General features: G+C 60.5%; 24 protein-coding genes and 1 tRNA gene. 10 read left to right on the top strand and 15 right to left on the bottom strand.

What is annotated here, in order from left to right:
* Positions 1-11: 11 nt before the first annotated feature.
* Both HCZ30_RS06805 and HCZ30_RS06800 read right to left on the bottom strand, forming a co-directional pair.
* Positions 12-98, bottom strand: a tRNA-Leu gene (locus HCZ30_RS06805).
* Between the two features lie 67 nt (positions 99-165).
* Entirely contained in the window at positions 166-657 is a 492-nt protein-coding gene (locus tag HCZ30_RS06800) for a DUF2306 domain-containing protein (RefSeq protein ID WP_167637524.1), read from the bottom strand.
* A 98-nt stretch (positions 658-755) separates the two neighbouring features.
* Between HCZ30_RS06800 and HCZ30_RS16820 the strand changes: the two genes are divergently transcribed.
* Both HCZ30_RS16820 and lipB read left to right on the top strand, forming a co-directional pair.
* Complete coding sequence (locus HCZ30_RS16820) at positions 756-1,529, top strand: LytTR family transcriptional regulator DNA-binding domain-containing protein (protein WP_167637523.1); 774 nt, start codon at positions 756-758, stop codon at positions 1,527-1,529.
* Positions 1,530-1,532: 3 nt separating this feature from the next.
* Entirely contained in the window at positions 1,533-2,192 is a 660-nt protein-coding gene (lipB, locus tag HCZ30_RS06790; RefSeq protein ID WP_167637522.1) for a lipoyl(octanoyl) transferase LipB, read from the top strand.
* On the opposite strand, the gene HCZ30_RS06785 is transcribed toward lipB, so the two are convergent.
* Both HCZ30_RS06785 and HCZ30_RS06780 read right to left on the bottom strand, forming a co-directional pair.
* On the bottom strand, positions 2,189-3,388 hold the full coding sequence (locus HCZ30_RS06785) for a UbiH/UbiF family hydroxylase (RefSeq protein ID WP_167637521.1): 1,200 nt from the start codon (positions 3,386-3,388) through the stop codon (positions 2,189-2,191). The two genes, lipB and HCZ30_RS06785, sit on opposite strands and share 4 nt — an antisense overlap.
* A gap of 42 nt (positions 3,389-3,430) precedes the next feature.
* Positions 3,431-4,075 (bottom strand): pyrimidine 5'-nucleotidase, encoded by a 645-nt coding sequence (locus HCZ30_RS06780; RefSeq protein ID WP_167637520.1) that lies wholly within the window; start codon positions 4,073-4,075, stop codon positions 3,431-3,433.
* Between the two features lie 100 nt (positions 4,076-4,175).
* Between HCZ30_RS06780 and HCZ30_RS06775 the strand changes: the two genes are divergently transcribed.
* Positions 4,176-4,832 carry a GntR family transcriptional regulator gene (locus HCZ30_RS06775; protein ID WP_167637519.1) on the top strand — a complete coding sequence of 219 codons (657 nt, stop codon included), beginning with the start codon at positions 4,176-4,178 and terminating at the stop codon, positions 4,830-4,832.
* Here the strand turns inward: HCZ30_RS06775 and HCZ30_RS06770 are convergent.
* Both HCZ30_RS06770 and carA read right to left on the bottom strand, forming a co-directional pair.
* A complete protein-coding gene (locus HCZ30_RS06770) occupies positions 4,829-6,454 on the bottom strand; it encodes a glycosyltransferase (protein ID WP_167637518.1) in 1,626 nt (541 codons plus the stop codon). The two genes, HCZ30_RS06775 and HCZ30_RS06770, sit on opposite strands and share 4 nt — an antisense overlap.
* Positions 6,455-6,517: 63 nt before the next feature.
* Entirely contained in the window at positions 6,518-7,675 is a 1,158-nt protein-coding gene (gene carA / locus HCZ30_RS06765) for a glutamine-hydrolyzing carbamoyl-phosphate synthase small subunit (protein ID WP_167637517.1), read from the bottom strand.
* Between the two features lie 151 nt (positions 7,676-7,826).
* Here carA and HCZ30_RS06760 point away from each other — a divergent pair, with 151 nt between their 5' ends.
* Together HCZ30_RS06760 and HCZ30_RS06755 are read left to right on the top strand one after the other, a co-directional pair.
* Positions 7,827-8,285: a GatB/YqeY domain-containing protein gene (locus tag HCZ30_RS06760; RefSeq protein ID WP_167637549.1), complete on the top strand. Its 459-nt coding sequence runs from the start codon at positions 7,827-7,829 to the stop codon at positions 8,283-8,285.
* Between the two features lie 184 nt (positions 8,286-8,469).
* Positions 8,470-8,652 carry a DUF3008 family protein gene (locus HCZ30_RS06755; protein WP_167637516.1) on the top strand — a complete coding sequence of 61 codons (183 nt, stop codon included), beginning with the start codon at positions 8,470-8,472 and terminating at the stop codon, positions 8,650-8,652.
* Positions 8,653-8,656: 4 nt separating this feature from the next.
* Here the strand turns inward: HCZ30_RS06755 and HCZ30_RS06750 are convergent, their stop codons facing one another.
* Together HCZ30_RS06750 and HCZ30_RS06745 are read right to left on the bottom strand one after the other, a co-directional pair.
* The gene (locus HCZ30_RS06750) at positions 8,657-9,154 is read right to left on the bottom strand and encodes a DUF2244 domain-containing protein (protein ID WP_167637515.1); all 498 of its coding nucleotides are present in this window, start codon (positions 9,152-9,154) and stop codon (positions 8,657-8,659) included.
* A gap of 82 nt (positions 9,155-9,236) precedes the next feature.
* A complete protein-coding gene (locus tag HCZ30_RS06745; protein WP_167637514.1) occupies positions 9,237-10,907 on the bottom strand; it encodes a cytochrome c oxidase subunit I in 1,671 nt (556 codons plus the stop codon).
* Positions 10,908-11,245: 338 nt separating this feature from the next.
* On the opposite strand from HCZ30_RS06745, the gene HCZ30_RS06740 reads away from it, so the two are divergent.
* The 3 genes from HCZ30_RS06740 (at position 11,246) to HCZ30_RS06730 (ending at position 14,240) form a co-directional block, all read left to right on the top strand.
* Positions 11,246-12,466 (top strand): PLP-dependent aminotransferase family protein, encoded by a 1,221-nt coding sequence (locus tag HCZ30_RS06740; protein WP_167637513.1) that lies wholly within the window; start codon positions 11,246-11,248, stop codon positions 12,464-12,466.
* Between the two features lie 110 nt (positions 12,467-12,576).
* Complete coding sequence (locus HCZ30_RS06735) at positions 12,577-13,485, top strand: sulfite exporter TauE/SafE family protein (RefSeq protein ID WP_167637512.1); 909 nt, start codon at positions 12,577-12,579, stop codon at positions 13,483-13,485.
* Positions 13,482-14,240 (top strand): TIGR02186 family protein, encoded by a 759-nt coding sequence (locus HCZ30_RS06730; RefSeq protein WP_167637511.1) that lies wholly within the window; start codon positions 13,482-13,484, stop codon positions 14,238-14,240. The genes HCZ30_RS06735 and HCZ30_RS06730 overlap by 4 nt, the downstream gene beginning before the upstream one ends.
* Here HCZ30_RS06730 and HCZ30_RS06725 read toward each other — a convergent pair.
* From HCZ30_RS06725 to HCZ30_RS06695, 7 genes are all read right to left on the bottom strand, one after another.
* Positions 14,237-14,965 carry an SDR family oxidoreductase gene (locus HCZ30_RS06725; protein ID WP_167637510.1) on the bottom strand — a complete coding sequence of 243 codons (729 nt, stop codon included), beginning with the start codon at positions 14,963-14,965 and terminating at the stop codon, positions 14,237-14,239. The genes HCZ30_RS06730 and HCZ30_RS06725 overlap by 4 nt on opposite strands.
* On the bottom strand, positions 14,962-16,494 hold the full coding sequence (locus tag HCZ30_RS06720; protein WP_175580982.1) for an ATP-dependent DNA helicase: 1,533 nt from the start codon (positions 16,492-16,494) through the stop codon (positions 14,962-14,964). Before HCZ30_RS06720 ends, HCZ30_RS06725 begins: the two co-directional genes overlap by 4 nt.
* Before the next feature lie 41 nt (positions 16,495-16,535).
* Positions 16,536-17,168: an acyl-homoserine-lactone synthase gene (locus tag HCZ30_RS06715; RefSeq protein ID WP_167637509.1), complete on the bottom strand. Its 633-nt coding sequence runs from the start codon at positions 17,166-17,168 to the stop codon at positions 16,536-16,538.
* 74 nt (positions 17,169-17,242) lie between these two features.
* Positions 17,243-18,013 carry a helix-turn-helix transcriptional regulator gene (locus HCZ30_RS06710; RefSeq protein ID WP_167637508.1) on the bottom strand — a complete coding sequence of 257 codons (771 nt, stop codon included), beginning with the start codon at positions 18,011-18,013 and terminating at the stop codon, positions 17,243-17,245.
* Positions 17,958-18,173: a hypothetical protein gene (locus HCZ30_RS06705; RefSeq protein ID WP_167637507.1), complete on the bottom strand. Its 216-nt coding sequence runs from the start codon at positions 18,171-18,173 to the stop codon at positions 17,958-17,960. Before HCZ30_RS06705 ends, HCZ30_RS06710 begins: the two co-directional genes overlap by 56 nt.
* Before the next feature lie 185 nt (positions 18,174-18,358).
* Positions 18,359-19,633: a crotonyl-CoA carboxylase/reductase gene (gene ccrA, locus HCZ30_RS06700; protein WP_246212640.1), complete on the bottom strand. Its 1,275-nt coding sequence runs from the start codon at positions 19,631-19,633 to the stop codon at positions 18,359-18,361.
* Between the two features lie 245 nt (positions 19,634-19,878).
* Positions 19,879-21,231: a 1-acyl-sn-glycerol-3-phosphate acyltransferase gene (locus HCZ30_RS06695; protein WP_348640355.1), complete on the bottom strand. Its 1,353-nt coding sequence runs from the start codon at positions 21,229-21,231 to the stop codon at positions 19,879-19,881.
* 144 nt (positions 21,232-21,375) lie between these two features.
* Between HCZ30_RS06695 and HCZ30_RS06690 the strand changes: the two genes are divergently transcribed.
* Both HCZ30_RS06690 and HCZ30_RS06685 read left to right on the top strand, forming a co-directional pair.
* The gene (locus HCZ30_RS06690) at positions 21,376-23,343 is read left to right on the top strand and encodes a protein meaA (RefSeq protein WP_167637504.1); all 1,968 of its coding nucleotides are present in this window, start codon (positions 21,376-21,378) and stop codon (positions 23,341-23,343) included.
* Between the two features lie 92 nt (positions 23,344-23,435).
* On the top strand, positions 23,436-23,747 hold the full coding sequence (locus HCZ30_RS06685) for an H-NS family nucleoid-associated regulatory protein (protein WP_167637503.1): 312 nt from the start codon (positions 23,436-23,438) through the stop codon (positions 23,745-23,747).
* The last annotated feature ends 57 nt before the right edge of the window (positions 23,748-23,804 follow it).

Below are 23,804 nucleotides of genomic sequence, written 5' to 3'. Positions count from 1 at the left end.
AGGGAGAGTGATGGTGCGGTCGAGAAGACTCGAACTTCCACGGGAGTTACCCCACAGCGACCTCAACGCTGCGCGTCTACCAATTCCGCCACGACCGCACTGTCTAGGCTTGGTGTGGGGTCTCTAAACTTTCCCTCAGACGGCCACAAGAGCAAAAATGAAAAATTATGCCGCGACCTGCAAATTCATTTTCCCGCGCAGCATCCGGTAGGCCAGAAACGCCCCGCCGACCGCAATAACGGCCCAATTCAACGCACTATCCGGCCCAAGAAAACTACGGGCGGTCGTGCGTCCGGGCAGAAAATTGAGAAGTCCGGCGATCATGAGCCCGTTCCAGTAGAGATTCCGGAAAACCGCGCGGTGCAGATGGACGTTGCCACGGAAAATCGCACGCATTCCCTGAAAGATCGACCAGATCGCCGCAATTGCCAGCAGGTGAATCGGGCTGAACGGGCCGATGACGGCAAAGCTGTGGATCCAGAAAGAGGTAATCGCCGTCGTCAGCATCGCGACGATCCACACATAGCCCGACACCTTGTGAATCGCATCGCGGCGACGGCGGTAGATCGCGACAGGGCCCAGCGCGATCGCCAATGTGGCGCAGGCGGCGTGGATCTGGATATGGGTCGGGGCGTCGAGAAACGGCTCAAGCGACATTTTCTTCTCCTCAAAGCAGATTTGACTAAACTGCCGATGGAAAAGCACGGGCCGGACGAACGGCTCAACGCAGGATGAACGAAAGACCGGAGTGATACGTGACTGACACCCCATCGCATTCCGCGATACGCGAATGGCGGAGCCATATTTCCAAGCCTATTGCGCTGGTCATGCTCTGCGGCACCGCTGTGATCCTCACCTTGGTCGCACCTTTCGAATCCGACCGCTTGATGCGTGCCCTCCCCCGCCTCGGTTACTGGCTGGTGATGGTCTTCGCGACCTATTCGGTCGGTTTAATCGTGTCCCTGCTGGTGGAGCGTCAGCTGCGCGTCACGCTCTACGCGCAATATGCCCTCATAGCCGCGACGAGCGCGCTTGCCATCACGGGCACGGTCCTTTTGGTGAACCTGGCTCTCCTCGGCTACTGGCCCGACATGGCCGACGCGATGGTCCTGCTGCCGACGATTTTCGGTATCGCGGCGATCATTTCGCTCATGCTGCAGGTCACCGCCGATCACATGGCGCCTGCCCCTCAGGCCAAAGCCGAGGACTCCCTTCCGCCGATCCTCGATCGCCTTCCGTATGACAAACGCGCGCCGCTGGTAGCGATTTCGGTCGAGGACCACTATGTCCGTGTTCGGACACACAATGGGGAAGCGGTGATTCTGATGCGTCTGACCGACGCGATGCGCGAAGTGGGCCAGACGAGCGGCCTTCAGGTGCACAGGTCACACTGGGTCGCCCGCGATGCCGTTACCGCCGCTCGGCGTGAAGGCGACAGGGCCATCCTGACGGTCAGCCACGGGGACGACATCCCCGTCAGCCGCCGCTACGTCCCCGCGATCAAAGAGGCCGGGTTTCTGCCCGGGTAAAGCATGGTGGAATGGATCACCGCGACGGGCCTGACCGATTACGACGAGGCCGTCGCTTTCATGGAGGCCCGCGCCGAGGCGATTGCCAAGGGCGAGGCCGAAGAACTGATCTGGCTGGTCGAGCACCCGCCGCTCTATACTGCGGGCACCTCTGCGAAGTCCGAAGACCTTCTGGAACCAGAGCGTTTCCCCGTCTACCCGTCCAAGCGCGGCGGCCAGTACACCTACCACGGTCCGGGACAGCGCGTGGCCTACGTCATGCTCAACGTCGGTGAACGTGGCCGCGATGTGCGCTGCTTCGTCCGCGATATGGAGCAGTGGATCATCGCCGCGCTGAAGGAATTCAACGTCGAGGGCGAAATCCGCGATGGCCGGGTCGGCGTCTGGGTGCCCCGCCCCGACAAACCGCTGCTGCCCGACGGCTCGCAGCGCGAGGACAAGATCGCCGCTCTCGGCATTCGTCTGCGTAAATGGGTGAGTTTCCACGGCCTGTCGATCAACGTCGAACCAGACCTGAGCCATTTTGGCGGCATCGTCCCCTGCGGCATCACGGGACACGGCGTCACGTCGCTGGTGGACCTCGGCCTACCCGTGACGATGGATGATGTGGATGTCGCGCTGAAAAAGACCTTCGACCGTGTGGTCACGCCCCGCTGCGATTAACGCGCGCCGAGGCCGAGCTCCATCAGCGCTTTGCGAACGGGCGTCATAGCGTAAAGCGCCTCGATGCCCTTCGCCCGCATATCGCGCAGCCCCTGCCCGCCTGCAATCGACGCGCGGTTCAGCGCATCGACACCGCGCACGCGCAGTTGCACTTCGGGATGACGGCGGCGTTCGTAAGCATCTAGCATCTTCTCATCGCCCAGCCCGTCGGGACGCGCCTTAGCCAGATCAAGCAGCGTGATCATATCGCCAAGGCTCATGTTCAGCCCCTGCGCACCAATCGGCGGCACAACGTGTGCAGCCTCGGCAACCAGTGCGACGCGCTGCGCCGACATGCGGTTCGCGACTTGAGCGATGATCGGCCAAGCCTGACGCTGTCCGACCAGCGTGAGCGGGCCGTAAATACCTGCGGAACGCTCGGTCGCAGCGGCGTTGAAGTCTTCCTCGGGCAGATCACGCAGACGCAGCGCCTCTGCCCCACTCTCCATCCAGACCACGGCCGAACGCGGCTTGCCGTCCAGATCGGGCAGCGGAACCAGCGTGAACGGCCCGCCGGAGCGGTGAACCTCGGTCGAGACATTATTGTGCGGCTCAGGGTGCGTCACGGCGAACACGACCGCCTTCTGCCCATAGCGGGTGGTCTTGGCACCGATCCCCGCCGCCTGACGAACCGCGCTATTGCGACCGTCCGCGCCAATGACCAGCTTGCAGCGAACCTGCGTGCCGTCGGTCAGATTGACCAGCGCTTCGGTCTCGCGGGTGACCATCGATTTGAAACCGGTGCCCGCACGGAAATCGCAGTTCGGCAGATCCTCAAGCCGCGCGACCATCTCGCGGCGCAGCAGCCAGTTCGGGAGGTTCCAGCCGAACGGCAGCTCGGAAATATCAGCGGCGTTGAAATCCTTGATGACGCGCGGCTCGGGCTCTTCGCCGCCCGCGTCCACGATCCTCATCACCTGAAGTGGCGCAGCCTGCGGGTCGAGCCGTTCCCAGATCCCCGCATCAGCGAGGAAATTGCGCGATCCTTGGAAGAACGCAGTCGTGCGGTGATCGCTGCCAACGCTCTGGTTGTCGGTCACCGGCGGCGCGGGATCGACACAGACTACCGAAAAACCGGCAGTCGCAAAAGCTGCGGCACAAGACAGTCCGGCAACGCCGCCGCCCGCTACGAGAATATCGCACGAAATCCGTTCCATGCCCCATGACATAGGCCGCTCAAGGGTCTTCGGAAAGAGGCGTCAGACCAGCTGCGACAGAAATGCCGAAAGGTCGGCGGTGTGGTGATGGATGTGATCGGCGGGAAGCGGCTCCGGCCAAACATGCACGGTCCGCATTCCCAATAGATGCGGCACAGCAAGGTTACGCAAATCGTCCTCGAACATCGCACCCCTGGTCGGGTCGACGCCATCGAGCGCGAATACCGCCTCGAACGCCGCCTGCTCGGGTTTCGGCAGATAGCCCGCGTGCTCGACCCCGTAGACGGCATCGAACACCCCGTCGAGGCCCCGCGCCTTCAGGACGTTGTGCGCATAGGGCCGCGCGCCGTTGGTGTAGACAATTTTGCGGCCCGGCAATTTGGAAATCCGTTCCGCCAGTACGGGATCGGCATTCAGAACGCTGAAGTCAATGTCGTGCACCTCGTCCAGAAACGGATCGGGATCGATGCCGTGTTCGTTCATAAGCCCCGACATCGTGGTGCCGTAGGTCTTCCAGTAGACCGACCGCAGCCGGTCCGCCTCTTCCTGCGACACGCCCAGTTCGCGCTGGACATAGGCTTCCATCCTGACCTCGATCTGGTCGAACAGACGGGCTTCGGGCGGGTACAGCGTATTGTCTAGGTCAAAGACCCAGATACCGACGTGAGCGAAAGATGCAGCTACCATAGTGGCTTGCTAGCCCCCCGCCGAAAGAGTCGCAACGTCTTTGGCTTGATCGCCCGATGCGATGACGGGTAACGTGATGCGTCACAACCCTGAAAGCACCATGTCAGATACCTCGCCTTCGCAGAACAAGGACGCCTACCAGCTGATCCTCGATGCCATCGACAGCCATATCTACAAGCCGGGTGACCGCCTTGTGGAAAGCGACCTTGCCGAACGTTTCGGAGTATCGCGCACGCCCATTCGCGAAGCGTTGCAGCGTCTGGAAACCCAGAGCCTGCTGACCCGTGACGGTCGTTCGCTGATCGTGGCCTCGCTCGACCACACGCAGATGGCGGAGCTTTACGTGGTGCGCGGTGAACTGGAAGGGCTGGCTGCGCGTCTGGCCGCCCGTCACGCGACGCCAGAAGAAATCCGCGTCCTGCGCGACATGGTAACTGCCGACCGTAACCTGCTCGGCGATCCGGGTGCGATGAGCCGCGCGAACAAACGGTTCCACAAACAGATCCACCTTGCCTCGCATAACCGCTTCCTCGTGCAGCAACTCGACCTCGTTCACCGCTCCATGGCGTTGCTGGCGACAACCTCTCTCGCTGCCGAAGGTCGAGGAGAGGACGCCCTCGCCGAACACGAAGCCATCGTGCGTGCTATTGAAAACAGCGATGGCGATGCTGCCGACAAGGCGCTGCGCGAACATATTTCCAAGGCGTTTGTGACCCGCCTGAAGCTCGATGCGGCCGAGGTCGAAAAGAACGGCTAACTCTCGTAGATGCCGTGCTCGGTTTTATCCCAGTAGAAAGGGTTGTGGAGCAGTTCCCACAGCCCTTTGTAGACGGCAAAAGTGGCGAGCGGGAAATAGAAGTGCAGAGTCGGCACCCACTTCGCGAGCCACATACGCTTTGATTTTTGCGCCGCGATGAAACCGGCGGTGAGCGTCACGAACTCCCCGAACGAGAACGCCGAGATGACGGCGGCGATGGCCCAGATCGGTAGCTCCCCAAAAGGTGATTCCCACAGGCCGAGAGGCACGAGCCAGAGGCTCCACAGCACCGGTGCCAGCACAAATTGCAGCAGTGTCCCGAGGAACTGGATTTGCAGTGCACCGAACCGTTTCGCGCCGAGGTCGCGCCAAAGCTGCCTCGGGCTCCGCATATGGACGGCATAGGTCACGGCGTACCCCTTGAGCCACCGCGACCGCTGTTTGATCCACGGCCACCACCGGCAGTTCGCCTCCTCGCCGGTGATGCTGTGAAACAGCTCGGTACGATAGCCGCGCCGCGCGAGGCGGATGCCGAGGTCCGCGTCCTCAGTCACGTTATGCGCATCCCAAGCGCCTATCTCTTCAAGGACGCTGCGGCGAAAGAACAGCGTCGTGCCGCCGAGCGGGATCACAAGGCCCAGCCGTGCAAGCCCGGGCAGGATCACCTGAAACCACGTCGCGTATTCCAACGCGAAACACCGCGAAAGCCAATTGGTCCGCGCGTTGTAGAAATCGAGCACGCCTTGCAGGCAGACGACCTCCGGCCCTGACATGGCGAAGCGGGCGACGACCTTGTGGATCTGGTCGGCGGACGGCGAGTCCTCAGCATCATAGACCCCGATAATGCTCCCCTTAGCGTGGTTGAGCCCGTAGTTCAGCGCCCGAGGTTTGGTTTTGATACTGCCTTCGGGCACCACAATTGCCCGCATCCAGCGCGGTAGTTCGGTTTCCGCGACCGCATCACGGGTCACTTTGTCGTCCGCCTCCAGCAGCAGGCAAACGTCCAACTTGTCCGCGGGATAGTCGATGGCCGACAGGCGGCGGATCGAGTGGCTGGCGATTTTGCTTTCTTTGAACAGCGGCACAAAAACAGTCACGACTGGCAGTCGCAGCGGCACAGGCGGACGGATATCGACCGAAGCCCGCGTGCCCGCAATTGTCGCGACGGCTTTGAGGCTGGAATTTAGTAAAGAGACCAGCACCGCGAGTCCGACTAGCGTCAGCCCGAGAGTGTGCGGCGACAAGACTGCGACAAATACTAGCGCAGCGCATAAGGCAGCGCAGATGGTGGCAAAGAGAGGCGCGTTCCACGAACGGCAGCTCTCGCCGTCAGCCACGGCCCTCTCGGCCCCCTTCACCAGCGCCTTCGCGGTCGCCTTTTCAATTTCGCGCCGCAACTCCTCGGCGTCGACGATGCCCAAGCGGACACGCCCCAGCCGCGCCTTGACCTTCGATATGGCGCTATCACTGGCGGCTAGAACAATCGTCTCGCCGCATGCCTTCCTGACGGGCAGTACCTGATCGCGCACGCAGTCGCGCGCTCCATACGCTGCGACAAGCGCCTCATCCCGCCCCGCGCACAACTCGGTAACCGGCCAGTCGTTCTGACGTGGCATCTGCATAAACGAAAACTCCCGACCACTGGCCGGGAGTTCATCATACGTTCGTTAATTCGCGGTAAAGGCTCAGGCCTTGCGAGCGGCCATGGCGTCGGCGAAACGCTCGAACAGGTAGAAGCTGTCCTGCGGGCCCGGGCTGGCTTCGGGGTGGTGCTGGACCGAGAAGACCGGCTTGCCGGCGACCTCGATACCGCAGTTCGAACCGTCAAACAGCGAAACGTGGCTCTCGATCACGCCTTCGGGCAGGGTCTGGCTATCAACGGTAAAGCCGTGGTTCATCGAGGTGATCTCGACCTTGCCGGTGGTGTTGTCCTTCACGGGGTGGTTCGCACCGTGGTGGCCGTGGTTCATCTTGACCGTCTTGGCGCCGAGCGCGAGGGCCAGCATCTGGTGACCGAGGCAGATACCGAAGACCGGCAGGTCCTTGGACAGAACTTCCTTGATCATCGGAACGGCATATTCGCCGGTCGCAGCCGGATCGCCCGGACCGTTCGACAGGAACACGCCGTCGGGGTTGTGGGCCATGACTTCTTCAGCGGTCGCGCTGGCGGGCAGAACGATGACTTCGCAACCAGCCGAAGCGAGGCAGCGCAGGATGTTACGCTTGGCGCCGTAGTCGATGGCAACGACCTTGTGCTGCGGCGCGTTCTGCGGCTGGTAGCCTTCGGGCCAAGCCCAACGCATTTCGTTCCAGGTGTAAGACTGGGCGCAGGTGACGTCCTTCGCCAGATCGAGACCAACGAGACCTTTGAAGCCGCGAGCAGCAGCGACCAGAGCCTCTACGTCGAAGTTGCCTTCGGGATCGTGAGCGATTGCAACGTGCGGTGCACCCTGCTGGCGGATGGCGCGGGTCAGGCGGCGGGTGTCGACGCCGCCCATGCCGATGCGGCCCTTCTTGGCAAGCCAGGTGCCGAGCTCTTCGGTCGAGCGCCAGTTGGACGGCTCGGTCGGGTCCCACTTGACGACCATACCGGCAGCGACGGGCTCGGCGGTTTCGTCGTCCTCGGGGGTGACGCCGGTGTTACCGATGTGCGGGAAGGTGAAGGTGACGACCTGACCAGCGTAGGACGGGTCCGTCATGATTTCCTGATAACCCGTCATCGCGGTGTTGAAGCAAAGCTCTGCGGTGGTGACGCCAGTTGCGCCGAAACCGATACCGTAGAAAAGCGTTCCATCCGCAAGCGCGAGGCAGGCGGTCGGTTTATCTGTGGTTCCAAGCGACATGACAGCGACTCCCCTAAGGCCAAATTGCTGCGTCATTAAGCAGGGTGGCACCTAGGGTCAAGGACGTATCAGCCCTGATGCACGAACGGTTGTACCGTTCGCGAGGAAGGAATAAACGGGGCGGACGTTATCGCACTTGCCAAAGATTGGGATGGAAATGCGCGAAAGACTGAACACGGCTCTGAAAGAAGCCATGAAGGCCAAAGATGCGGAGCGTCTGTCGACCCTTCGTCTGATCAATGCCGCGATCAAGGACCGCGAGATTGCGTCCCGTATTGACGGCGAGGAACAGACCGTCGGCAACGAGGAAATCCTCGCGATCCTTGGCAAAATGGTCAAGCAGCGCCAGGAAAGCGCGCGCCAGTACGAAGAGGCAGGCCGCCTCGAGCTGGCGGAAAAGGAACGCTCGGAAATCAAGGTGATCGAAGAGTTCCTGCCGCGTCAGCTGGACGACGATGAAGTCGCAGCGGCCATCGATGCTGCTGTCACCGAAGTCGGCGCAGAGTCGATTCGTGACATGGGCAAGGTTATGGGCGCCCTGAAGGCTAAATACACCGGCCAGATGGATTTCGGTGCTGTTGGCCCGAAAGTAAAAGAGCGTCTGAACTGACGGATGAGGGGCGCTGCCCCTCTGCCCTGCGGGCATTCACCCCGGGATATTTCAGGCACAAAGGCAGGGCGGCTTCTGTCGCCCTTTTCTTATGTGTTCGGCATTGTTTGGCCGAGCCGTTTTGCCCGCGGGAACGGTGCGCCTAGATTTTCGTTTTCTGACCGACATCAACAGGAGACGAGACATGAGAGCCCAGTCGCAACAGCAGCAGAAGGCCGCGGGAGCCGCCCTTTCGGCAAAGCGGGGCGATAGCGACCCTGACGATCTGCAAGGTGCATCGCAGAATATGTACGAGAATATGACCGAGGCCGAGCTGGAAGAGATGGCGTCGGTTCCGCGCAAGGAGCTGCCGAAGCAGTCCCACTGAGCGCTCAGCGCACTTTCGAGAGAGCGCCGAGGAGTTCGGGATAGAGAGCGCGGCGCTCTTCGACAGACAGGAACGAGCCGATTTCGACCTCGCGGTTGCTGCCCTTCATCGTGAGGTACTCTTCGACCGGTCCGTTCTTTTCATGGCGGGTAATTTGCACCCCATAGGGGGTCGCTTCCCACGACTGCTTGCGACTGCGCGGGTTATGCCTGTCCAGCGTCATCCGGTCGGGCCAAATCTTCAGCTCTTCCAGCACCTCGCCATCTTTGTAGCTGCGCTGGAGGGCGGACCAGAGCGCCCACATCACGAGCATAATGAAAGGCAGCAGCCCCCAGAGCACTTGCGTACCGATCATTGCGATCAGTGGGACGGACAGAAATGCGATCGTGCCCCCGACGAACCAGACAAAGCCGGATTTGGGAAGGCTGCGATAGGGCCAGAGGTGAAGCTCGGCGACAGGCGCGTCGTCGCCTTCGGGCTTAGCGATCCATTCGTAGGGCATGGGGTGGGTCCTCAAGGCAGGTTGCCTAACAAAAAACCCCGGCGCAGCGGCCGGGGTTTTCCGATTTCAGAAGGCCGCTTGACTAGTGCGAGTGGCCTTTGTCCCAGTCTTCCTGCTTCGGAAGGATCTCGAAGGTGTGCTCCGGCGGCGGCGACGGCAGCGTCCATTCGAGGGTGTCAGCGAACTCGTTGTACGGGTTCGGACGGGTCTCACGACGGCCAGCCAGGAGGGTGTAGGCCAGAACGCCGATGAAGAAGCAGAACGAAGCGAAGGCTACGAAGGCACCGATCGAGGACACGAGGTTCCAGGTCGCGAATGCTTCCGGATACTCGATGTAACGACGCGGCATACCCTGACGGCCAAGGAAGTGCTGCGGGAAGAAGGTCAGGTTCGCACCGATGAACATCATCCAGAAGTGCAGCTTGGCAGCCCATTCCGGAGCAGCGCGGCCCGAGAACTTCGGCAGGTAGAAGTAGATACCTGCGAAGATCGCGAAGACAGCACCCAGCGACATCACGTAGTGGAAGTGAGCAACCACATAGTAGGTGTCGTGGTACGCGCGGTCGATCGGAGCCTGCGACAGAACGATACCGGTCACACCGCCAACGGTGAACAGGAACAGGAAGCCGAAGGCCCAGAGCATCGGCGAGCGGAACTCTACCGAACCGCCCCACATGGTGGCGATCCACGAGAAGATCTTCACGCCGGTCGGAACCGCGATAACCATGGTGGCCATCATGAAGTACGACTGCTGGGTCAGCGACATACCAACGGTGTACATGTGGTGAGCCCACACGACGAAGCCGAGAACACCGATCGCGACCATTGCGTAAACCATCGGCAGGTAGCCAAAGATCGGCTTGCGCGAGAAGGTGGCAATGACGTGGCTGATGATGCCGAAGCCCGGGATGATGATGATGTAGACTTCCGGGTGGCCGAAGAACCACAGGATGTGCTGGTAGAGGATCGGGTCACCGCCGCCAGCAGGCTGGAAGAACGAAGTGCCGAAGTTACGGTCCATCAGGAGCATGGTGATCGCGCCAGCCAGAACCGGCAGCGACAGAAGGATCAGCCATGCGGTCACGAATACCGACCAGGCGAACAGCGGAACCTTGTGCAGGGTCATGCCCGGTGCGCGCATGTTCAGGAAGGTGGTGATGATGTTGATGGCGCCGAGGATCGACGAAGCACCCGAAACGTGGACCGCGAAGATCGCGAGGTCGGTGGAGTAGCCTGCTTCCTGCGTGGAGAGCGGCGGGTAGAGAACCCAGCCGATGCCCGAACCGGCCTGGCCGTCGCCGCCCGGTGCGAACATCGAGGCAACGCCCAGTCCGACACCTGCAACGTACATCCAGAACGACAGGTTGTTCATGCGCGGGAAAGCCATGTCCGGAGCGCCGATTTGCAGCGGCATCAGGTAGTTGCCGAAGCCGCCGAACAGGGCCGGGATGACGACGAAGAACATCATCAGGACGCCATGATAGGTGATCATCACGTTCCACAGGTGGCCGTTCGGCGTACAGGTCGCCTCGCTGGCGATGAAACGTGCGCCCTCAGTGCACATGTACTGAACGCCCGGATGCATCAGTTCGAGACGCATATAAACGGTGAACAGAACCGAGATGAAACCTACGATACCCGAAACGAACAGGTAAAGGATCCCGATGTCCTTGTGGTTGGTGGACATGAACCAACGAGTGAAGAAGCCTCTCTCGTCGTGGTGTTCATGGCCATGAATGGCTGCATCTGCCATGTGGCTCTCCCGAATTGGTAAATTCCAACAGGCAGGCCGAGTCACACTCCGCCCACCGACTTTGGGAGCGGTTCTAGTCGTTTCCGACAAATACGGCAATATTCGAAAGGGCTATTAAGCCGAGGTAAAATGGCGCACCCGAATACAGGGGAGGTCGTATCCAGGGGCGCCGTAAAACCCTTAAGCCACATGTTTTGCGCGTCTACTTTGAGTTAGATCAAATCATCGGGCCGTCGATATGCAAGGCGGGTGCGACATTTCGGCGTGACAGGTAGGTCATAACTATTGACTTAAAATTCTCCAAGGTGTCCTCTGCGCTCAATCCCAAGGAGGAATCAATGGACTGGGCTCAGGTCTTTGCCAGCAGGCAATCGCGAATGAAGGCGTCGGAAATCAGGGAACTGCTGAAACTGCTCGACCAGCCCGACATCATTTCCTTTGCCGGCGGCATCCCCGACCCTGCCCTTTTCCCGACAGACGCGTTCTCGGAAGCCTTCGCTGACATCTTCTCCACCGCCGAGGGACAACAGGCGCTACAGTATAGTGTGTCCGAAGGTTACAAGCCGCTCCGCGAATGGCTGGCCCAGCAGATGGGCGAGATCGGCATTCCCTGCGATCTCGACAACATCCTCATCACCTCGGGATCGCAGCAGGCGCTCGACTATCTGGGTAAACTCTTCCTGTCGCCCAACGACACCGCGCTGGTCACTTGGCCGACCTACATGGGCGCGCTCGGCGCGTTCAACGCCTACGAGCCCCATTACGACCGCCTCGACCCGGCGTCGAACCGAACTGCGGACGACTATCGCGCCACAGCCGAGGCCAAAGGCGGCGCGGTCAAATTCGCGTATGCTTCGGTCGATTTCGCGAACCCCACGGGCATGACCATGGATCGCCGCGAACGTCAGGGGTTGCTCGACCTAAGCGAGGCGCTCGACATCCCGTTCATCGAAGACGCCGCCTATCAGAGCCTCCGCTATGATGGCGAGCCGCAGCCGTCCGTCCTCGCGATGGAGATCGAGAAGCGCGGCACGATCGAGGATTGCCGCACTATATACTGTGGCAGCTTTTCGAAGACCCTCGCCCCCGGCCTGCGTGTCGGTTGGGTCGTTGCGGCCAAAGAAGTCATCCAGCGTCTGGTCCTGATCAAACAGGCGTCCGATCTGCACTCCGCATCGCTCAACCAGATCGCCATCAACCGCGTGGCCCGCGCCACGTTCGGTAAACAGGTCGATCTGATCCGCAAAACATACAGCGCCCGCCGCGATCACATGCTTGCGGCCCTCGAAAGGGAAATGCCCGATAATGTATCGTGGACCCGCCCCGAAGGCGGAATGTTCATCTGGGTGACGCTGCCCCAAGATATTGACGGAGCGGACCTTCTGGCCGAGTCGCTCAAGACCGAAAAGGTGGCGTTCGTACCGGGGCGGGCATTTTACGCGGATAGCGCGAACGGCAATGGAATAAGGTTGTCCTTCTCCTGCGCGCTGCCCGATAAAATTGACGAGGGTATCGGGCGATTGGGGCGCGTGATCCGTCAGACCTCCGCCCAGACATAATCAATACTTATATCTTCAATTACAGATTTCTGCATTTTTCAGGGGCAATGGGTTTGACACCCGACCGATAACGAGTCTTGTTCGAAACAAGCTCAAAGACCGGACGGGACATGCAAATCTACCTCCCGATTGCCGAAATCTCAGTCAACATCTACCTCCTCCTCGGGATCGGTGGCCTTGTTGGTGTGCTCTCCGGCATGTTCGGCGTGGGTGGCGGCTTCCTTATTACACCGCTGCTGTTCTTTGTCGGCATTCCGCCCGCCGTTGCGGTTGCCACCTCTGCCAACCAGATCGTCGCGTCCTCCGTGTCCGCCCTGTTCGGGCATATCAAACGCAAGGGCGTCGATTACTGGATGGGGACGGTCCTGCTGATCGGAGGCCTGATTGGCTCCACGATCGGGGTACAGATCTTCAACCTGCTCAAGGCGATGGGCCAAGTCGATCTGCTCGTGAACCTTTGCTACGTCGTGTTCCTCGGCATCGTCGGCGGCCTGATGTTTATCGAAAGCATCAACGCCCTGCGCAAAAGCAAGCGTAGCGGTGCCAGAAAACGCCGCCGTCACAACTGGGTCCACAACCTGCCCTTCAAGGTGAAGTTCCGCATTTCCGGCCTTTATATTTCGGTGATCCCGCCGCTGATGGTCGGCGTTTTCGTCGGCATCCTGTCCGCGATCATGGGCGTTGGCGGCGGCTTCATCATGGTGCCTGCGATGATCTACCTGCTTGGCATGCCGACCAAGGTGGTGATCGGCACGTCGCTGTTCCAGATCATCTTCGTGTCCGCTTACACCACGATGATGCACGCGATCACCAACCACACCGTTGATATCGTGCTGGCGCTTCTGCTGCTGATCGGCGGCGTGATCGGCGCGCAGTTCGGCACCCGTATCGGCGCCAAGCTGAAGGCAGAACAGCTCCGCATCCTGCTTGCCGCGCTGGTTCTGCTGGTGTGTATCAAACTCGGCCTCGACCTCGTCATCACGCCGCTCGATGTCTACTCGCTGGGGACAGGCGAATGATCCGGCTCCTCGCGATACTCACCCTTTGCATCACGGCCCTGTCCGCGCGTGCGCAGGAAGAAATCGTGCTCGGCCTGTCGCAGGACGAAGTCGCGATTTCCGCGACATTCACAGGCTCCGAAATCCTGATCTTCGGCGCAATCCGCCGCGAGTCGCCGCCGCCCGAGTTTTCGGACCTCGGCGTTATCATTGCCGTCGCCGGCCCGAACGTGCCCACGACCGTCCGCAAAAAGGAGCGCATCGCTGGCATCTGGGTGAACACCCGCTCCGTCGAGATCGAGATTGCGCCGTCGTTCTACGCCGTCGCCACCTCCGGCCCGATGGACGACGTGCTCAACCCTCTTGAGGATTTACAGCAGGCGATCACCGGCGAGCGCGTGATCCGCGCGGTCGGTCAGGACGCGTTCAGCACCAACGATTACACCGACGCCTACGCCCGCCTCAAAGAACGCGAGGACCTGTTCCAAGTGCTCGAAGGCGAGGTTTCGCTCGACGAGGACACGCTGTTCCACACGTCGATCGCCCTGCCCTCCAAACTGGTCGAGGGCAACTATCGCACCCGCATTTTCATCACGCGCAATGGTCAGGTCGTCGACCAGATCCGCGTCATCATTCCGGTTTTCAAAGTCGGCATCGAGCGCTGGCTCTACAACCTCGCGACCGAGCAAGGCGCGATCTACGGTCTGTTGTCGCTGTTCATCGCGGCCGTTGCAGGCTGGGCCGCCTCGGCAATCTTCGGCAGGCTCCGCCGTTAACCGCGACCGACGTAGGGCATTCCCCGCGCCATGATCGTCTGGAACAGAACGTTCGCATTGAGCGGCAGCTCGGCCATCGCCAGCACGCTATCGGCCACATGGCTCACGTCGAACGACGGCGGCGGCGTCTCGCCTTTGGCAATCGCGGCGTCGCTTATGTCGGCCAGCATTTCGGTGTAAGTGTTCCCGATGTCGATCTGGCCGCAGCAGATGTCCAGCTCCCGACCGTCGAGCGCCAATTGCTTCGTCAGTCCCGTAATGGCGTGCTTGGTCACCGTGTAGGTCACCGCCTGCGGGCGCGGCACATGGGCAGACACAGAGCCGTTGTTGATAATCCGCCCGCCGCGCGGCTCCTGCCGCTTCATCTGGCCGAACGCCTGACGAGCGCAAAGGAACATGCCGGTGAGGTTCACCGACAGCGCACGGTCCCAATCGTCCAGCGGCACATCATCAATATCGGCCTGCGGCGTGAAGACGCCCGCGTTGTTGAACAGCAGAGCGAGGTGGCCGTACTTTGCCGCGAAAACGGCGAAAGCCTCTTCCACCGCAGCCGCATCGCTGACGTCACAGGGCAGCGCCATTGCGTCAGGCAGGCTGGCGGCCATTTCTTCCAAAACGTCTGAGCGCCGTGCGATCAGCCCGATCGACCAGCCTGCGTGGGCCAGCTTTTCCGCCACTGCGCGCCCGATACCGCTGCTCGCGCCTGTGATGATCGCCGTTTTCATTCTGGGGCCTCCTGCGTTGTCAGGCGCAACTCTGCCGCCGGAGCAGACAGATCGTCAATCGACAGCGGAGACGTCGGGCGCGCGAGGCTGCGGCGCGTCACCCAGCGAAGCTCCCGCTCCGCCCGCGTGATCGCCACATACGCAAGGCGCTTCCAAAGCGGTTGACCCGCCTCGGACCGCCCCATCTGCGCGGCGGCATAGATGTCGGGACCAAAAACCTGAACCGTGTCCCACTGCGAACCCTGCGCTTTGTGGATCGTCACGGCTGCGCCATGCAGGAACGTCGCCCCCATCCGCGCGGCGTAGGGGATAAAGGGTTCTTCCTCGCCCTCCATCTCGATCTTCACGATGCTCGCAGCCGACAGTTGAGGCTCCTCCGCCCCCATCACCCACAGCCGCGAAAATCCTGGCTTGCTGCCCGGCCCGCGATAGATGACCTGCGCGCCCTTAATGAGCCCGCGCGCTTCCAAATCGAGCCGTTTTTTGCGGTGTTTCGCAGGCAATTCAATGCCGTCGCAAATCAGCGGCTCGCCAGGCAGCAGCTTGTCCTGCGGCGCATCGAACGCATTGCGGAACGCGTGTATGAGGCGAATGCGCGTGGCGTTGCGCCAGACCAGCACTGGAGAGCGCGCCATAAGATCGGATTCGACACGTTGGGCCCAGACCACGCGCGGGTCTTTCTTTGACGCCTCTTCGACGAGTTGCTCGAACTTGTAGAAATCGACCCACGGATCGGCAAGCGCGTGCGCGAGATCGAGGATCGGGTTGCCTGCTTCCTGACGGTGGATGCGGTTGAGGATCAGCTTCTGCTTGTCCGGCAGCGCCTCGAACACCATTCCGCCCGTGCCCTGAACTGGCGGCAGCTGGGCGGGATCGCCGAACAGCACCAGCGTCGGGAAAATCTCCTTGAGATCATCCAGCGCCTTCTGATCGAGCATCGAACTTTCGTCGATGAACCCGATGTCCAGCGGCTCCTCGCGGCGCTTCCAACCCGTGATAAAGTCGGAGCCGCGCAGACCCGCCGCCGCCAAGGCCGCAGGAATGGACGCGTTGATCTGGTAGGACGCATAGGCGCGGTCCAGCGCGGTGTCGGTCAGCCCCTCGACGGTCGGGCGCTCCGCCTCCCCCGCCAGCCATTCCGCGATCTGTTCGTAGTGCGGATCGTAAACCGGAGTGTAGAGGATGCGGTGGATCGTCGTCGCCGGCACGCCGCGATTTCGCAGAACGGCAGCAGCTTTGTTCGTCGGCGCGAGGACGGCCAACGTCCTGCGATCGCGGGACTTTTTTCCCTCCCAATCGCCCGAGATGATCGAGACGCCCGCATCGCGCAACGCCTTGGTCAGCTCTGCCAGCAGAAGCGTTTTGCCCGAGCCAGCCTTCCCGATGACGGCCATGACGCTGCTGCTCGGCCCTTGGGGCTTTTGCATCAGCGAGTCGACGAGATCGACGCCGGCCTCGGCCAGATTATCGGAAATGGCATCCCAAGCGGCGGCCTGATCTTCGGAAAATTTGAGGGTGGGCAATGTCATAGCGTGACACTACCCCTAGCCGACTTCGGGTGCCAGAGCCGTCAGGCGGTCATGCGCATTTCCGGCAGGTGGCCGAAGCTGCTTTCGAACCACGCCTCGGACAGGGCAGACCGCACGCCTGCTCGCTCGATCACCTTGGCGCGGTCGTCCGCCGTGTAGTCCCACAGACCAACGCTGATCTGGGTCCGGCCCTCGCCGCTCGCGCCCAGAACTGTCGGCGAAGAGCCGATCATGCGGTAGATGCGCACCATGCGGGCATCAAATACGCCGACAAAGTGCTTAACCCCGAACGCGCGCATCAACTCGCCCCCGCCCAGCATTAGCGCGGCGGCGACGCGGCTTTCGCTGTTCCGGTTCAGGCAGAACCGCGTGCATTCCCAGATCAGCGGGCTGTTGATGTGCACGCCGTCCATCAGTTCGAGAAAATGTTCGTTGACCATCGTACGGCCTGTGGTCGGCAGGAACCGCATCGACCCGCCGTGGGTGCCATCGGCACGCTCCCAGATCACATAGAGCGGGTTCAGATCGTCGTATTGATCGCGCTCAAAACCGTTGTCATCGACCTCAACCTCCCAGCCGAGGCGGGTGCGAAACTGGTCGGCGCGATCACGGAACATGGTGTCGCGAAGGCGCGGAAATTGATCGAGTTGGTCGGCATAGACATAACGTAGCATATTCGTTCCTCGGTAGCTGATCCCTGCCCCGATGGTGCCCCAAAAGTCTTAATGTTCTTCTTATGTACCGTGCGTTACTCGGCCGCTTGCTTGCGTCCGGGCCAGTCTCCCGCCGATCCACGCGCCGCTCCGCCGATCAGAATGAGCCCCTCGGCAAGCGCTTTGGCGACCGCGTGGGTGGTGTTCGCGGCGCCCAGTTTGAACCGTGCGCTTTCGATATAAACCCGCAGTGTATGCTCGGAAATCGCCAGCATTTCAGAGACTTGTCCGCGCCCGTATCCCATAGCAAGGAACGTCAGCGCATCTGTCTCGCGCGGCGATAGCGCCTTCGTCCGTTCGGGCGCGCGGTCACCGGCAATTTCCAGTGCCTTTTGATTAAAATAGTGCGCAATTACTATGAGATCGCGCTGCCATTCCTCGATAAACGCTGCCCACTCTTCATCGGAACAGTGGTGCGAAACGGTGAACATCGCGAATTGGCCGTTTGGTCCGCGGATCGGGACAGACAGCCCCTGATTGCCGACACCGTGCTTTAATGCGTTCTGGAGGAAAGCCCGTGCGCTTTTGCTCGACCAATCGAGCCGCTTCCAATCCACGGGGTGGAAGCGTTGGTAACATCCTTGCACCACCGGATCGATGCGGATGTAGTCGTTTTCGACGTAGTGCTGGACCCACTCGGGCGGGTACGTGCCGCAGCCGTATTGTTCGCCGTCCGAACTGACCCAATGATAGACAGTGTGATCGACGTCGACCATGCCCCTCAGATCGAGGATCAGGTCCTGCAAATCATCAAGGTTGCTGGCTTGCTCCAGCCGTCCAAGAAACTGTTCCAGCGCTTTTGCCATTCAATACCGGCACTGCCTGTGCCGCCCCATCCGCTGAGGCGATTTCGGCTTGGGCGATATCCGCGACCTTTTCCAGTTCGCTCGACAGCCGCTCCATCCCGTTAAGGGCCGCAAAGGCCCGAAGGTCGCCGAGAACGCCAATAATCCATGTATTTCCCATGGTCAGACTCATCCACGAATGGTTAACGAAGTATTAACAACCATAGTATCAGGCGAGTTATCCACGATTAATTCGCCTTTATGCCCTCCCCAGAAATAGCGATGAGGCCACGAGCTAAGTGTTTGGCGCAAAAACAAAGCGCCGCTCCACTCGGAACGGCGCTTCGCTAGACATGTTCGCTCGAATCAACGGTTGGCAGCGGAATTCGCCAGAACCTCGTCGAAAGTCTTAAGCCCCGGCTTCTGCGCTTGGACCAAGACAGCCATGTTGCCCGGTAGATGCTGGTTCTTTAGCATCTTGGTGTGCGCGTCGGGGATTTCGGCCCACGGGAACACTTCGGACATGCACGGGTCGATCTTTTCCTCGCAGACCAGACGGTTGGCGGCAGCAGCCTGCTTGAGGTGCGCGAAGTGCGAACCCTGCAAGCGCTTCTGGTGCATCCACGTATAGCGAACGTCGAACGTACAATTGAAACCCGAGGTGCCGGCGCAGATAACGACCATGCCGCCCTTTTTACAGACGAGGTTCGACACGGGGAACGTGGACTCGCCGGGGTGTTCGAAGACGATGTCGACGTTATTGCCCTTGCCGGTGAATTCCCAGATCGCCTTACCGAAACGGCGGGCCTCCTTGAACCACGCGTCGTATTCCGGCGTGTTGACCTTGGGCAGCTGGCCCCAGCAATCGAAGTCGCGGCGGTTGATGACGCCCTTCGCGCCCATCGACATGACGAAATCACGCTTGGACTCGTCCGAAATCACGCCGATCGCATGAGCACCGGCAGCTTTGGCCAGCTGTACTGCGAAGGAACCGAGGCCACCCGAAGCGCCCCAGACCAGAACGTGCTGACCCGGCTTGATGTCGTGCGGCGCGTGGCCGAACAGCATACGGTAAGCGGTCGCAAGCGTCAGCGTGTAGCAGGCCGACTGCTCCCAAGTCAGGTGCTTCGGACGCGGCAGAAGCTGCTGGGCCTGAACGCGGGTGAACTGGGCGAACGAGCCATCGGGAGTTTCATAGCCCCAGATGCGCTGCGACGGGGAAAACATCGGATCGCCACCGTTGCATTCTTCGTCGTCGCCGTCGTCCTGATTGCAATGGATGACGACTTCATCGCCAACCTTCCAGTTCTTCACCTTGTCGCCAACGGCCCAAACGATGCCCGACGCGTCCGAACCCGCAATATGATAGTCGGCACCATGGCCGTCGAAAGGCGAAATCGGAACGCCCAGACCGGCCCAGACGCCGTTGTAGTTCACGCCAGCCGCCATAACGAGGACGAGCACTTCGTGATTGTCCAGTTTCGGGGTTTCGACAACTTCGACCTGGAACGATTTATCCGGCTCGCCATGACGCTCGCGGCGGATCGCCCATGCGTACATTTGCTCGGGCACATGGCCGAGCGGCGGGATTTCACCAACTTCATACAGGTCTTTTTTCGGTGCCTCGTAGTCGAGTGCCATCGGTCTCTCCATCGGCTCGCGTTACTCGTTTTCGCCGCGTTGCAGAATCAACGCTCTATCAAATTGATATATTCTTGCGCGCAAGATTTCAACAATAGCAACGCAGCATTTGTAACTTTATTGCTTTAGTGGCCATTAATGGCTTAAAGGCTTACAACCAAAGGGAAAAACAGCACTCAACCACGCGCAAAGCGTGCTGCGGGCGCAAAATATTGCCCCGACGTCTACTAAAGTTGGAAAGATAATTACGCGGCGGATTCGAAGTGGTGCGCGACCGTAGCGGCGTAATATTCGATGACCGGACGGGTAGTGTCGGACGGAACGGGAGCAGTCGTGCTCTCGATCAGTTTGCGTGCGGCCAGCAACTTCAGACCGTCCTCGACCACCTGCTCTGCCGAACGGCGCGGCGTGGTGACATTGCGACTTTTGGCCTCCACGAGGTCATTTTTGACGAACGCCAGTATGTCGGCCCTTGTCTCCGCCCCCGACAAGATCGCGCGGGACACCAGCGGCACCGGCACCAGCGGGATGACCTCTGCGATGCGGCCCATGAGCTCGTTGCCGATGCCGTCAATCGTCTCGTCGCCGCCCTCGTCCAGATAGCGAGACAGCACGAGCGGATCGCCAAAGCCGACAGCCACTGTGCCGAACGGCGTAAACTTCAGACGGATCGCGCGCCAGATCACCACGGGCGTCGCGGTGATGACCGACCAGACCGACGGGCGGAACTTGCGCTCACCAGTGGTCGCAGCTCGCACCAGCACCGTGTCCTCAGGCACACGGTCATAGTTCAAGCCGACCGGCACGAAGACGACGTCCCGCTTCCCCGGCTCCCAGCCCTGCACGATGTAGCTGATGATACCGAGCTTCGGCTTTTGCGGCTTGCCCGTCAGGCTCAGCCCACCTTCGGGGAAAAACGCCTGCGTGACGCCCGCCTGCGAGGCCATCTGCACATAGCGCGACAGTACAGCGCGGTAGAGCTGCCCTTTCGATCCGCGACGAATAAAGTACGCGCCCATCGCACGGATCAGCCACGATAGCGGCCAGACCCGCGCCCATTCGCCCACGGCATAGGCCACGGTGCTGGCGCGGCTGACGAGGTGGGTAATCAGCACGTAGTCCATGTTGGAGCGGTGGTTAATGACGAACACAACGGTCGCTTCGCCGTCGATCACCTTGAGCGCCGAGTCGTCCACTTCGCCTAGCCGGATGTCATAGAGCGCATTCGACAGCCACCTCGCAACCCGCGTTCCGAAGCCGAAATAGACCGAGGCCGAAAAGGACGGCACGATCTCGCGGGCGTATTTGCGGGCACGTTCGAATGCCACAGCCTCCGGCACTTTTTCCACGTTCGCCGTGCGGACAACGGCCTCGCTCACCTTGGGATCGTAGATCAGCCGCTGGATCGTGTCGTGCCGCCGCGCAAGCTTGAACGGCTCGATCGGTTTGCGCAGGCGGGTGTTCAGCTTGGAAACCGCACGCTCCATCCGTTTGCGGAAGAACCACCGCACCGACGGAAACAGGAAGTGCGACGCGAAAGTGACCGCCGCGAAAAGCAGAATAAGAACCAATAACCAGAGCGGCAGTGTGACGGGCATTTGCATGCGCGGGACATTGGACTGAACCGCGAAGCAGGACAAGATGGTCACGCCGCGCCGCAGCGAATTGACAGGGCATCTTTATTTCCGCTATCAGATCACTAGCGCAATAAAATTACCGAGTAGATTCTCCGGAGGCCGATAATGTCGCAATCGCAGAAAGACCGTCCGTGGCTGTTCCGCACCTATGCGGGCCACTCCACCGCCAAGGCATCGAACGCACTCTACCGTGCGAACCTCGCCAAGGGTCAGACCGGCCTTTCCGTGGCTTTCGACCTGCCCACCCAGACGGGTTACGACTCCGATCATCGCCTCGCGCGCGGTGAAGTCGGCAAGGTCGGCGTTCCTGTTTGCCACCTCGGCGACATGCGTGCGCTCTTTGACGAGATTCCGCTCGAGCAGATGAACACCTCGATGACGATCAACGCGACCGCGCCTTGGCTGCTCTCGCTCTACATCGCCGTGGCCGAGGAACAGGGAGCCGACGTGTCCCAACTGCAAGGCACCGTGCAGAACGACATCATCAAGGAATACCTGTCGCGCGGCACCTATATCTGCCCGCCCAAGCCTTCGCTGCGCATGATCACCGACGTCGCCGCCTACACGCGCGAGCACCTTCCCAAGTGGAACCCGATGAACGTGTGCTCCTACCACCTGCAAGAGGCCGGCGCGACGCCCGAGGAAGAATTGGCCTTTGCGCTGGCTACCGCGACCGCCGTTCTGGACGACCTCAAGGGCAAAGTCCCCGCAGAGCAATTCCCCGCCATGGTCGGCCGAATTTCGTTCTTCGTGAACGCGGGTATCCGCTTCGTGACCGAGATGTGCAAGATGCGCGCGTTTGTGGAGCTATGGGACGAGATTTGTCAGGAACGCTACGGAGTCGAAGACCCCAAGATGCGCCGCTTCCGCTATGGCGTACAGGTCAACAGCCTTGGCCTGACCGAACAGCAACCCGAAAACAACGTCTACCGCATCCTGATCGAGATGCTGGCCGTCACCCTGTCGAAAAACGCCCGCGCCCGCGCTGTTCAGCTCCCCGCGTGGAACGAAGCGCTCGGCCTGCCCCGTCCGTGGGACCAGCAGTGGTCGCTCCGGATGCAGCAGATCATGGCCTATGAGACCGACTTGCTGGAATACGACGACCTCTTCGACAATAACCCCGCCGTCGATCGCAAGGTTGCCGAGCTGAAAGCTGGTGCCCGCGAAGAGCTCGCGACCATCGACGGGATGGGCGGCGCGGTGCAGGCTATCGAGTACATGAAAGGCCGCCTCGTCGAATCCAACGCCCGCCGCATCAGCAATATCGAGGGCGGCGAGACCACCGTCGTGGGCGTGAACAAATGGCAGCAGGGCGAGCCCTCCCCGCTCACCTCGGGCGAGGACAGCATTATGGTCGTCGACCCCGCCGTCGAGCAGGAACAGATCGCGCGACTGAACGAATGGAGGACGGGCCGCGATGCCGAGGCAGTTGCCAAAGCCCTCGCCGATCTGTCCGCCGCCGCGCGTGATGGCTCGAACATCATGGTCCCGTCTATTGCCGCTGCGAAGGCAGGCGTGACGACTGGCGAGTGGGCCGAGGCGATCCGCCAGACCTTTGGTCAATATCGCGCCCCGACCGGCGTTTCGAAAAACCCGTCCAACCAGACCGAGGGCCTCGAAGAAATTCGTGATCTCGTCGCCAATGTTTCCGCAAAACTCGGCCGACCGCTGAAATTCATTGTCGGCAAGCCCGGACTTGATGGGCATTCGAACGGCGCCGAACAAATTGCGGCCCGCGCGCGCGACTGCGGAATGGATATCACTTACGAAGGCATTCGCCTCACACCTGATGAAATTGTTGAGGCCGCACAGCGCGACAATGCGCACGTTATAGGACTTTCAATTCTGTCCGGATCCCACCTGCCGTTGATCGCGGAAGTTCTTCAGAAACTCAAAGATGTAAATCTGGCTCATATCCCGGTAATTGCGGGCGGAATTATTCCCGAAGACGATGCCCAGAAATTGCGCGAAATGGGTGTGGCGCAGGTTTACACGCCGAAGGATTTCGAACTGAACCGGATCATGAAAGACATTGCTCTATTGGTTGAGCCTAAGGAAATAGCCGCAGAATAAGACAAAAGTTCTAATTCGGCATTGCCAATCAAATTCAATCTGTGCATTTTCAAATCCAATTGGCAATTTTGGCCAATCCAAAGGAGATGGAAATGGATATCGATCTTGACTCCATGTCGCGTGCCGAGCTGACCAAGCTGAAGGCCGACGTGGAAAAAGCACTTGATCGTGTTGGCGCCCGCGAATTTCAGGTAGCAAGGGAAGCTGCTGAAAAGGCCGCGCGTGAATACGGTTTCTCGCTGACTGAACTGGCAAATGCTTCGCCGAAGACAAAAGCGAAAGCAGCTGCGAAATACCGCAACCCCGATGACGCTAACCAGACCTGGTCGGGCCGGGGTCGCAAACCCCAGTGGGTCAAAGATGCCGAAGATAACGGCGTCGACATCGCAACTTTCGCGATCTGATTGAAAAGGGTGGCACTGCCGCCCTTTTTTTATTTCAAACCCACGCAGGGAATTTCT

The organism is Marivivens donghaensis (genome assembly GCF_011806565.1).
GTDB lineage: Bacteria > Pseudomonadota > Alphaproteobacteria > Rhodobacterales > Rhodobacteraceae > Marivivens > Marivivens donghaensis_A.
Note: the sequence above shows the minus strand (reverse complement) of the source record. Positions and strands in the feature narration are given on the sequence as shown.

What these genes read in the sequence shown, in the direction of transcription:
- HCZ30_RS06800 (WP_167637524.1), bottom strand. Translation starts at nt 657, where the DNA reads ATGTCGCTTGAGCCGTTTCTCGACGCCCCGACCCATATCCAGATCCAC.
- lipB (WP_167637522.1), top strand. Translation starts at nt 1,533, where the DNA reads ATGGTGGAATGGATCACCGCGACGGGCCTGACCGATTACGACGAGGCC.
- HCZ30_RS06785 (WP_167637521.1), bottom strand. Translation starts at nt 3,388, where the DNA reads ATGGAACGGATTTCGTGCGATATTCTCGTAGCGGGCGGCGGCGTTGCC.
- HCZ30_RS06780 (WP_167637520.1), bottom strand. Translation starts at nt 4,075, where the DNA reads ATGGTAGCTGCATCTTTCGCTCACGTCGGTATCTGGGTCTTTGACCTA.
- HCZ30_RS06775 (WP_167637519.1), top strand. Translation starts at nt 4,176, where the DNA reads ATGTCAGATACCTCGCCTTCGCAGAACAAGGACGCCTACCAGCTGATC.
- HCZ30_RS06770 (WP_167637518.1), bottom strand. Translation starts at nt 6,454, where the DNA reads ATGCAGATGCCACGTCAGAACGACTGGCCGGTTACCGAGTTGTGCGCG.
- carA (WP_167637517.1), bottom strand. Translation starts at nt 7,675, where the DNA reads ATGTCGCTTGGAACCACAGATAAACCGACCGCCTGCCTCGCGCTTGCG.
- HCZ30_RS06760 (WP_167637549.1), top strand. Translation starts at nt 7,827, where the DNA reads ATGGAAATGCGCGAAAGACTGAACACGGCTCTGAAAGAAGCCATGAAG.
- HCZ30_RS06755 (WP_167637516.1), top strand. Translation starts at nt 8,470, where the DNA reads ATGAGAGCCCAGTCGCAACAGCAGCAGAAGGCCGCGGGAGCCGCCCTT.
- HCZ30_RS06750 (WP_167637515.1), bottom strand. Translation starts at nt 9,154, where the DNA reads ATGCCCTACGAATGGATCGCTAAGCCCGAAGGCGACGACGCGCCTGTC.
- HCZ30_RS06745 (WP_167637514.1), bottom strand. Translation starts at nt 10,907, where the DNA reads ATGGCAGATGCAGCCATTCATGGCCATGAACACCACGACGAGAGAGGC.
- HCZ30_RS06740 (WP_167637513.1), top strand. Translation starts at nt 11,246, where the DNA reads ATGGACTGGGCTCAGGTCTTTGCCAGCAGGCAATCGCGAATGAAGGCG.
- HCZ30_RS06735 (WP_167637512.1), top strand. Translation starts at nt 12,577, where the DNA reads ATGCAAATCTACCTCCCGATTGCCGAAATCTCAGTCAACATCTACCTC.
- HCZ30_RS06730 (WP_167637511.1), top strand. Translation starts at nt 13,482, where the DNA reads ATGATCCGGCTCCTCGCGATACTCACCCTTTGCATCACGGCCCTGTCC.
- HCZ30_RS06725 (WP_167637510.1), bottom strand. Translation starts at nt 14,965, where the DNA reads ATGAAAACGGCGATCATCACAGGCGCGAGCAGCGGTATCGGGCGCGCA.
- HCZ30_RS06720 (WP_175580982.1), bottom strand. Translation starts at nt 16,494, where the DNA reads ATGACATTGCCCACCCTCAAATTTTCCGAAGATCAGGCCGCCGCTTGG.
- HCZ30_RS06715 (WP_167637509.1), bottom strand. Translation starts at nt 17,168, where the DNA reads ATGCTACGTTATGTCTATGCCGACCAACTCGATCAATTTCCGCGCCTT.
- HCZ30_RS06710 (WP_167637508.1), bottom strand. Translation starts at nt 18,013, where the DNA reads ATGGCAAAAGCGCTGGAACAGTTTCTTGGACGGCTGGAGCAAGCCAGC.
- HCZ30_RS06705 (WP_167637507.1), bottom strand. Translation starts at nt 18,173, where the DNA reads ATGGGAAATACATGGATTATTGGCGTTCTCGGCGACCTTCGGGCCTTT.
- ccrA (WP_246212640.1), bottom strand. Translation starts at nt 19,633, where the DNA reads ATGGCACTCGACTACGAGGCACCGAAAAAAGACCTGTATGAAGTTGGT.
- HCZ30_RS06695 (WP_348640355.1), bottom strand. Translation starts at nt 21,231, where the DNA reads ATGCCCGTCACACTGCCGCTCTGGTTATTGGTTCTTATTCTGCTTTTC.
- HCZ30_RS06690 (WP_167637504.1), top strand. Translation starts at nt 21,376, where the DNA reads ATGTCGCAATCGCAGAAAGACCGTCCGTGGCTGTTCCGCACCTATGCG.
- HCZ30_RS06685 (WP_167637503.1), top strand. Translation starts at nt 23,436, where the DNA reads ATGGATATCGATCTTGACTCCATGTCGCGTGCCGAGCTGACCAAGCTG.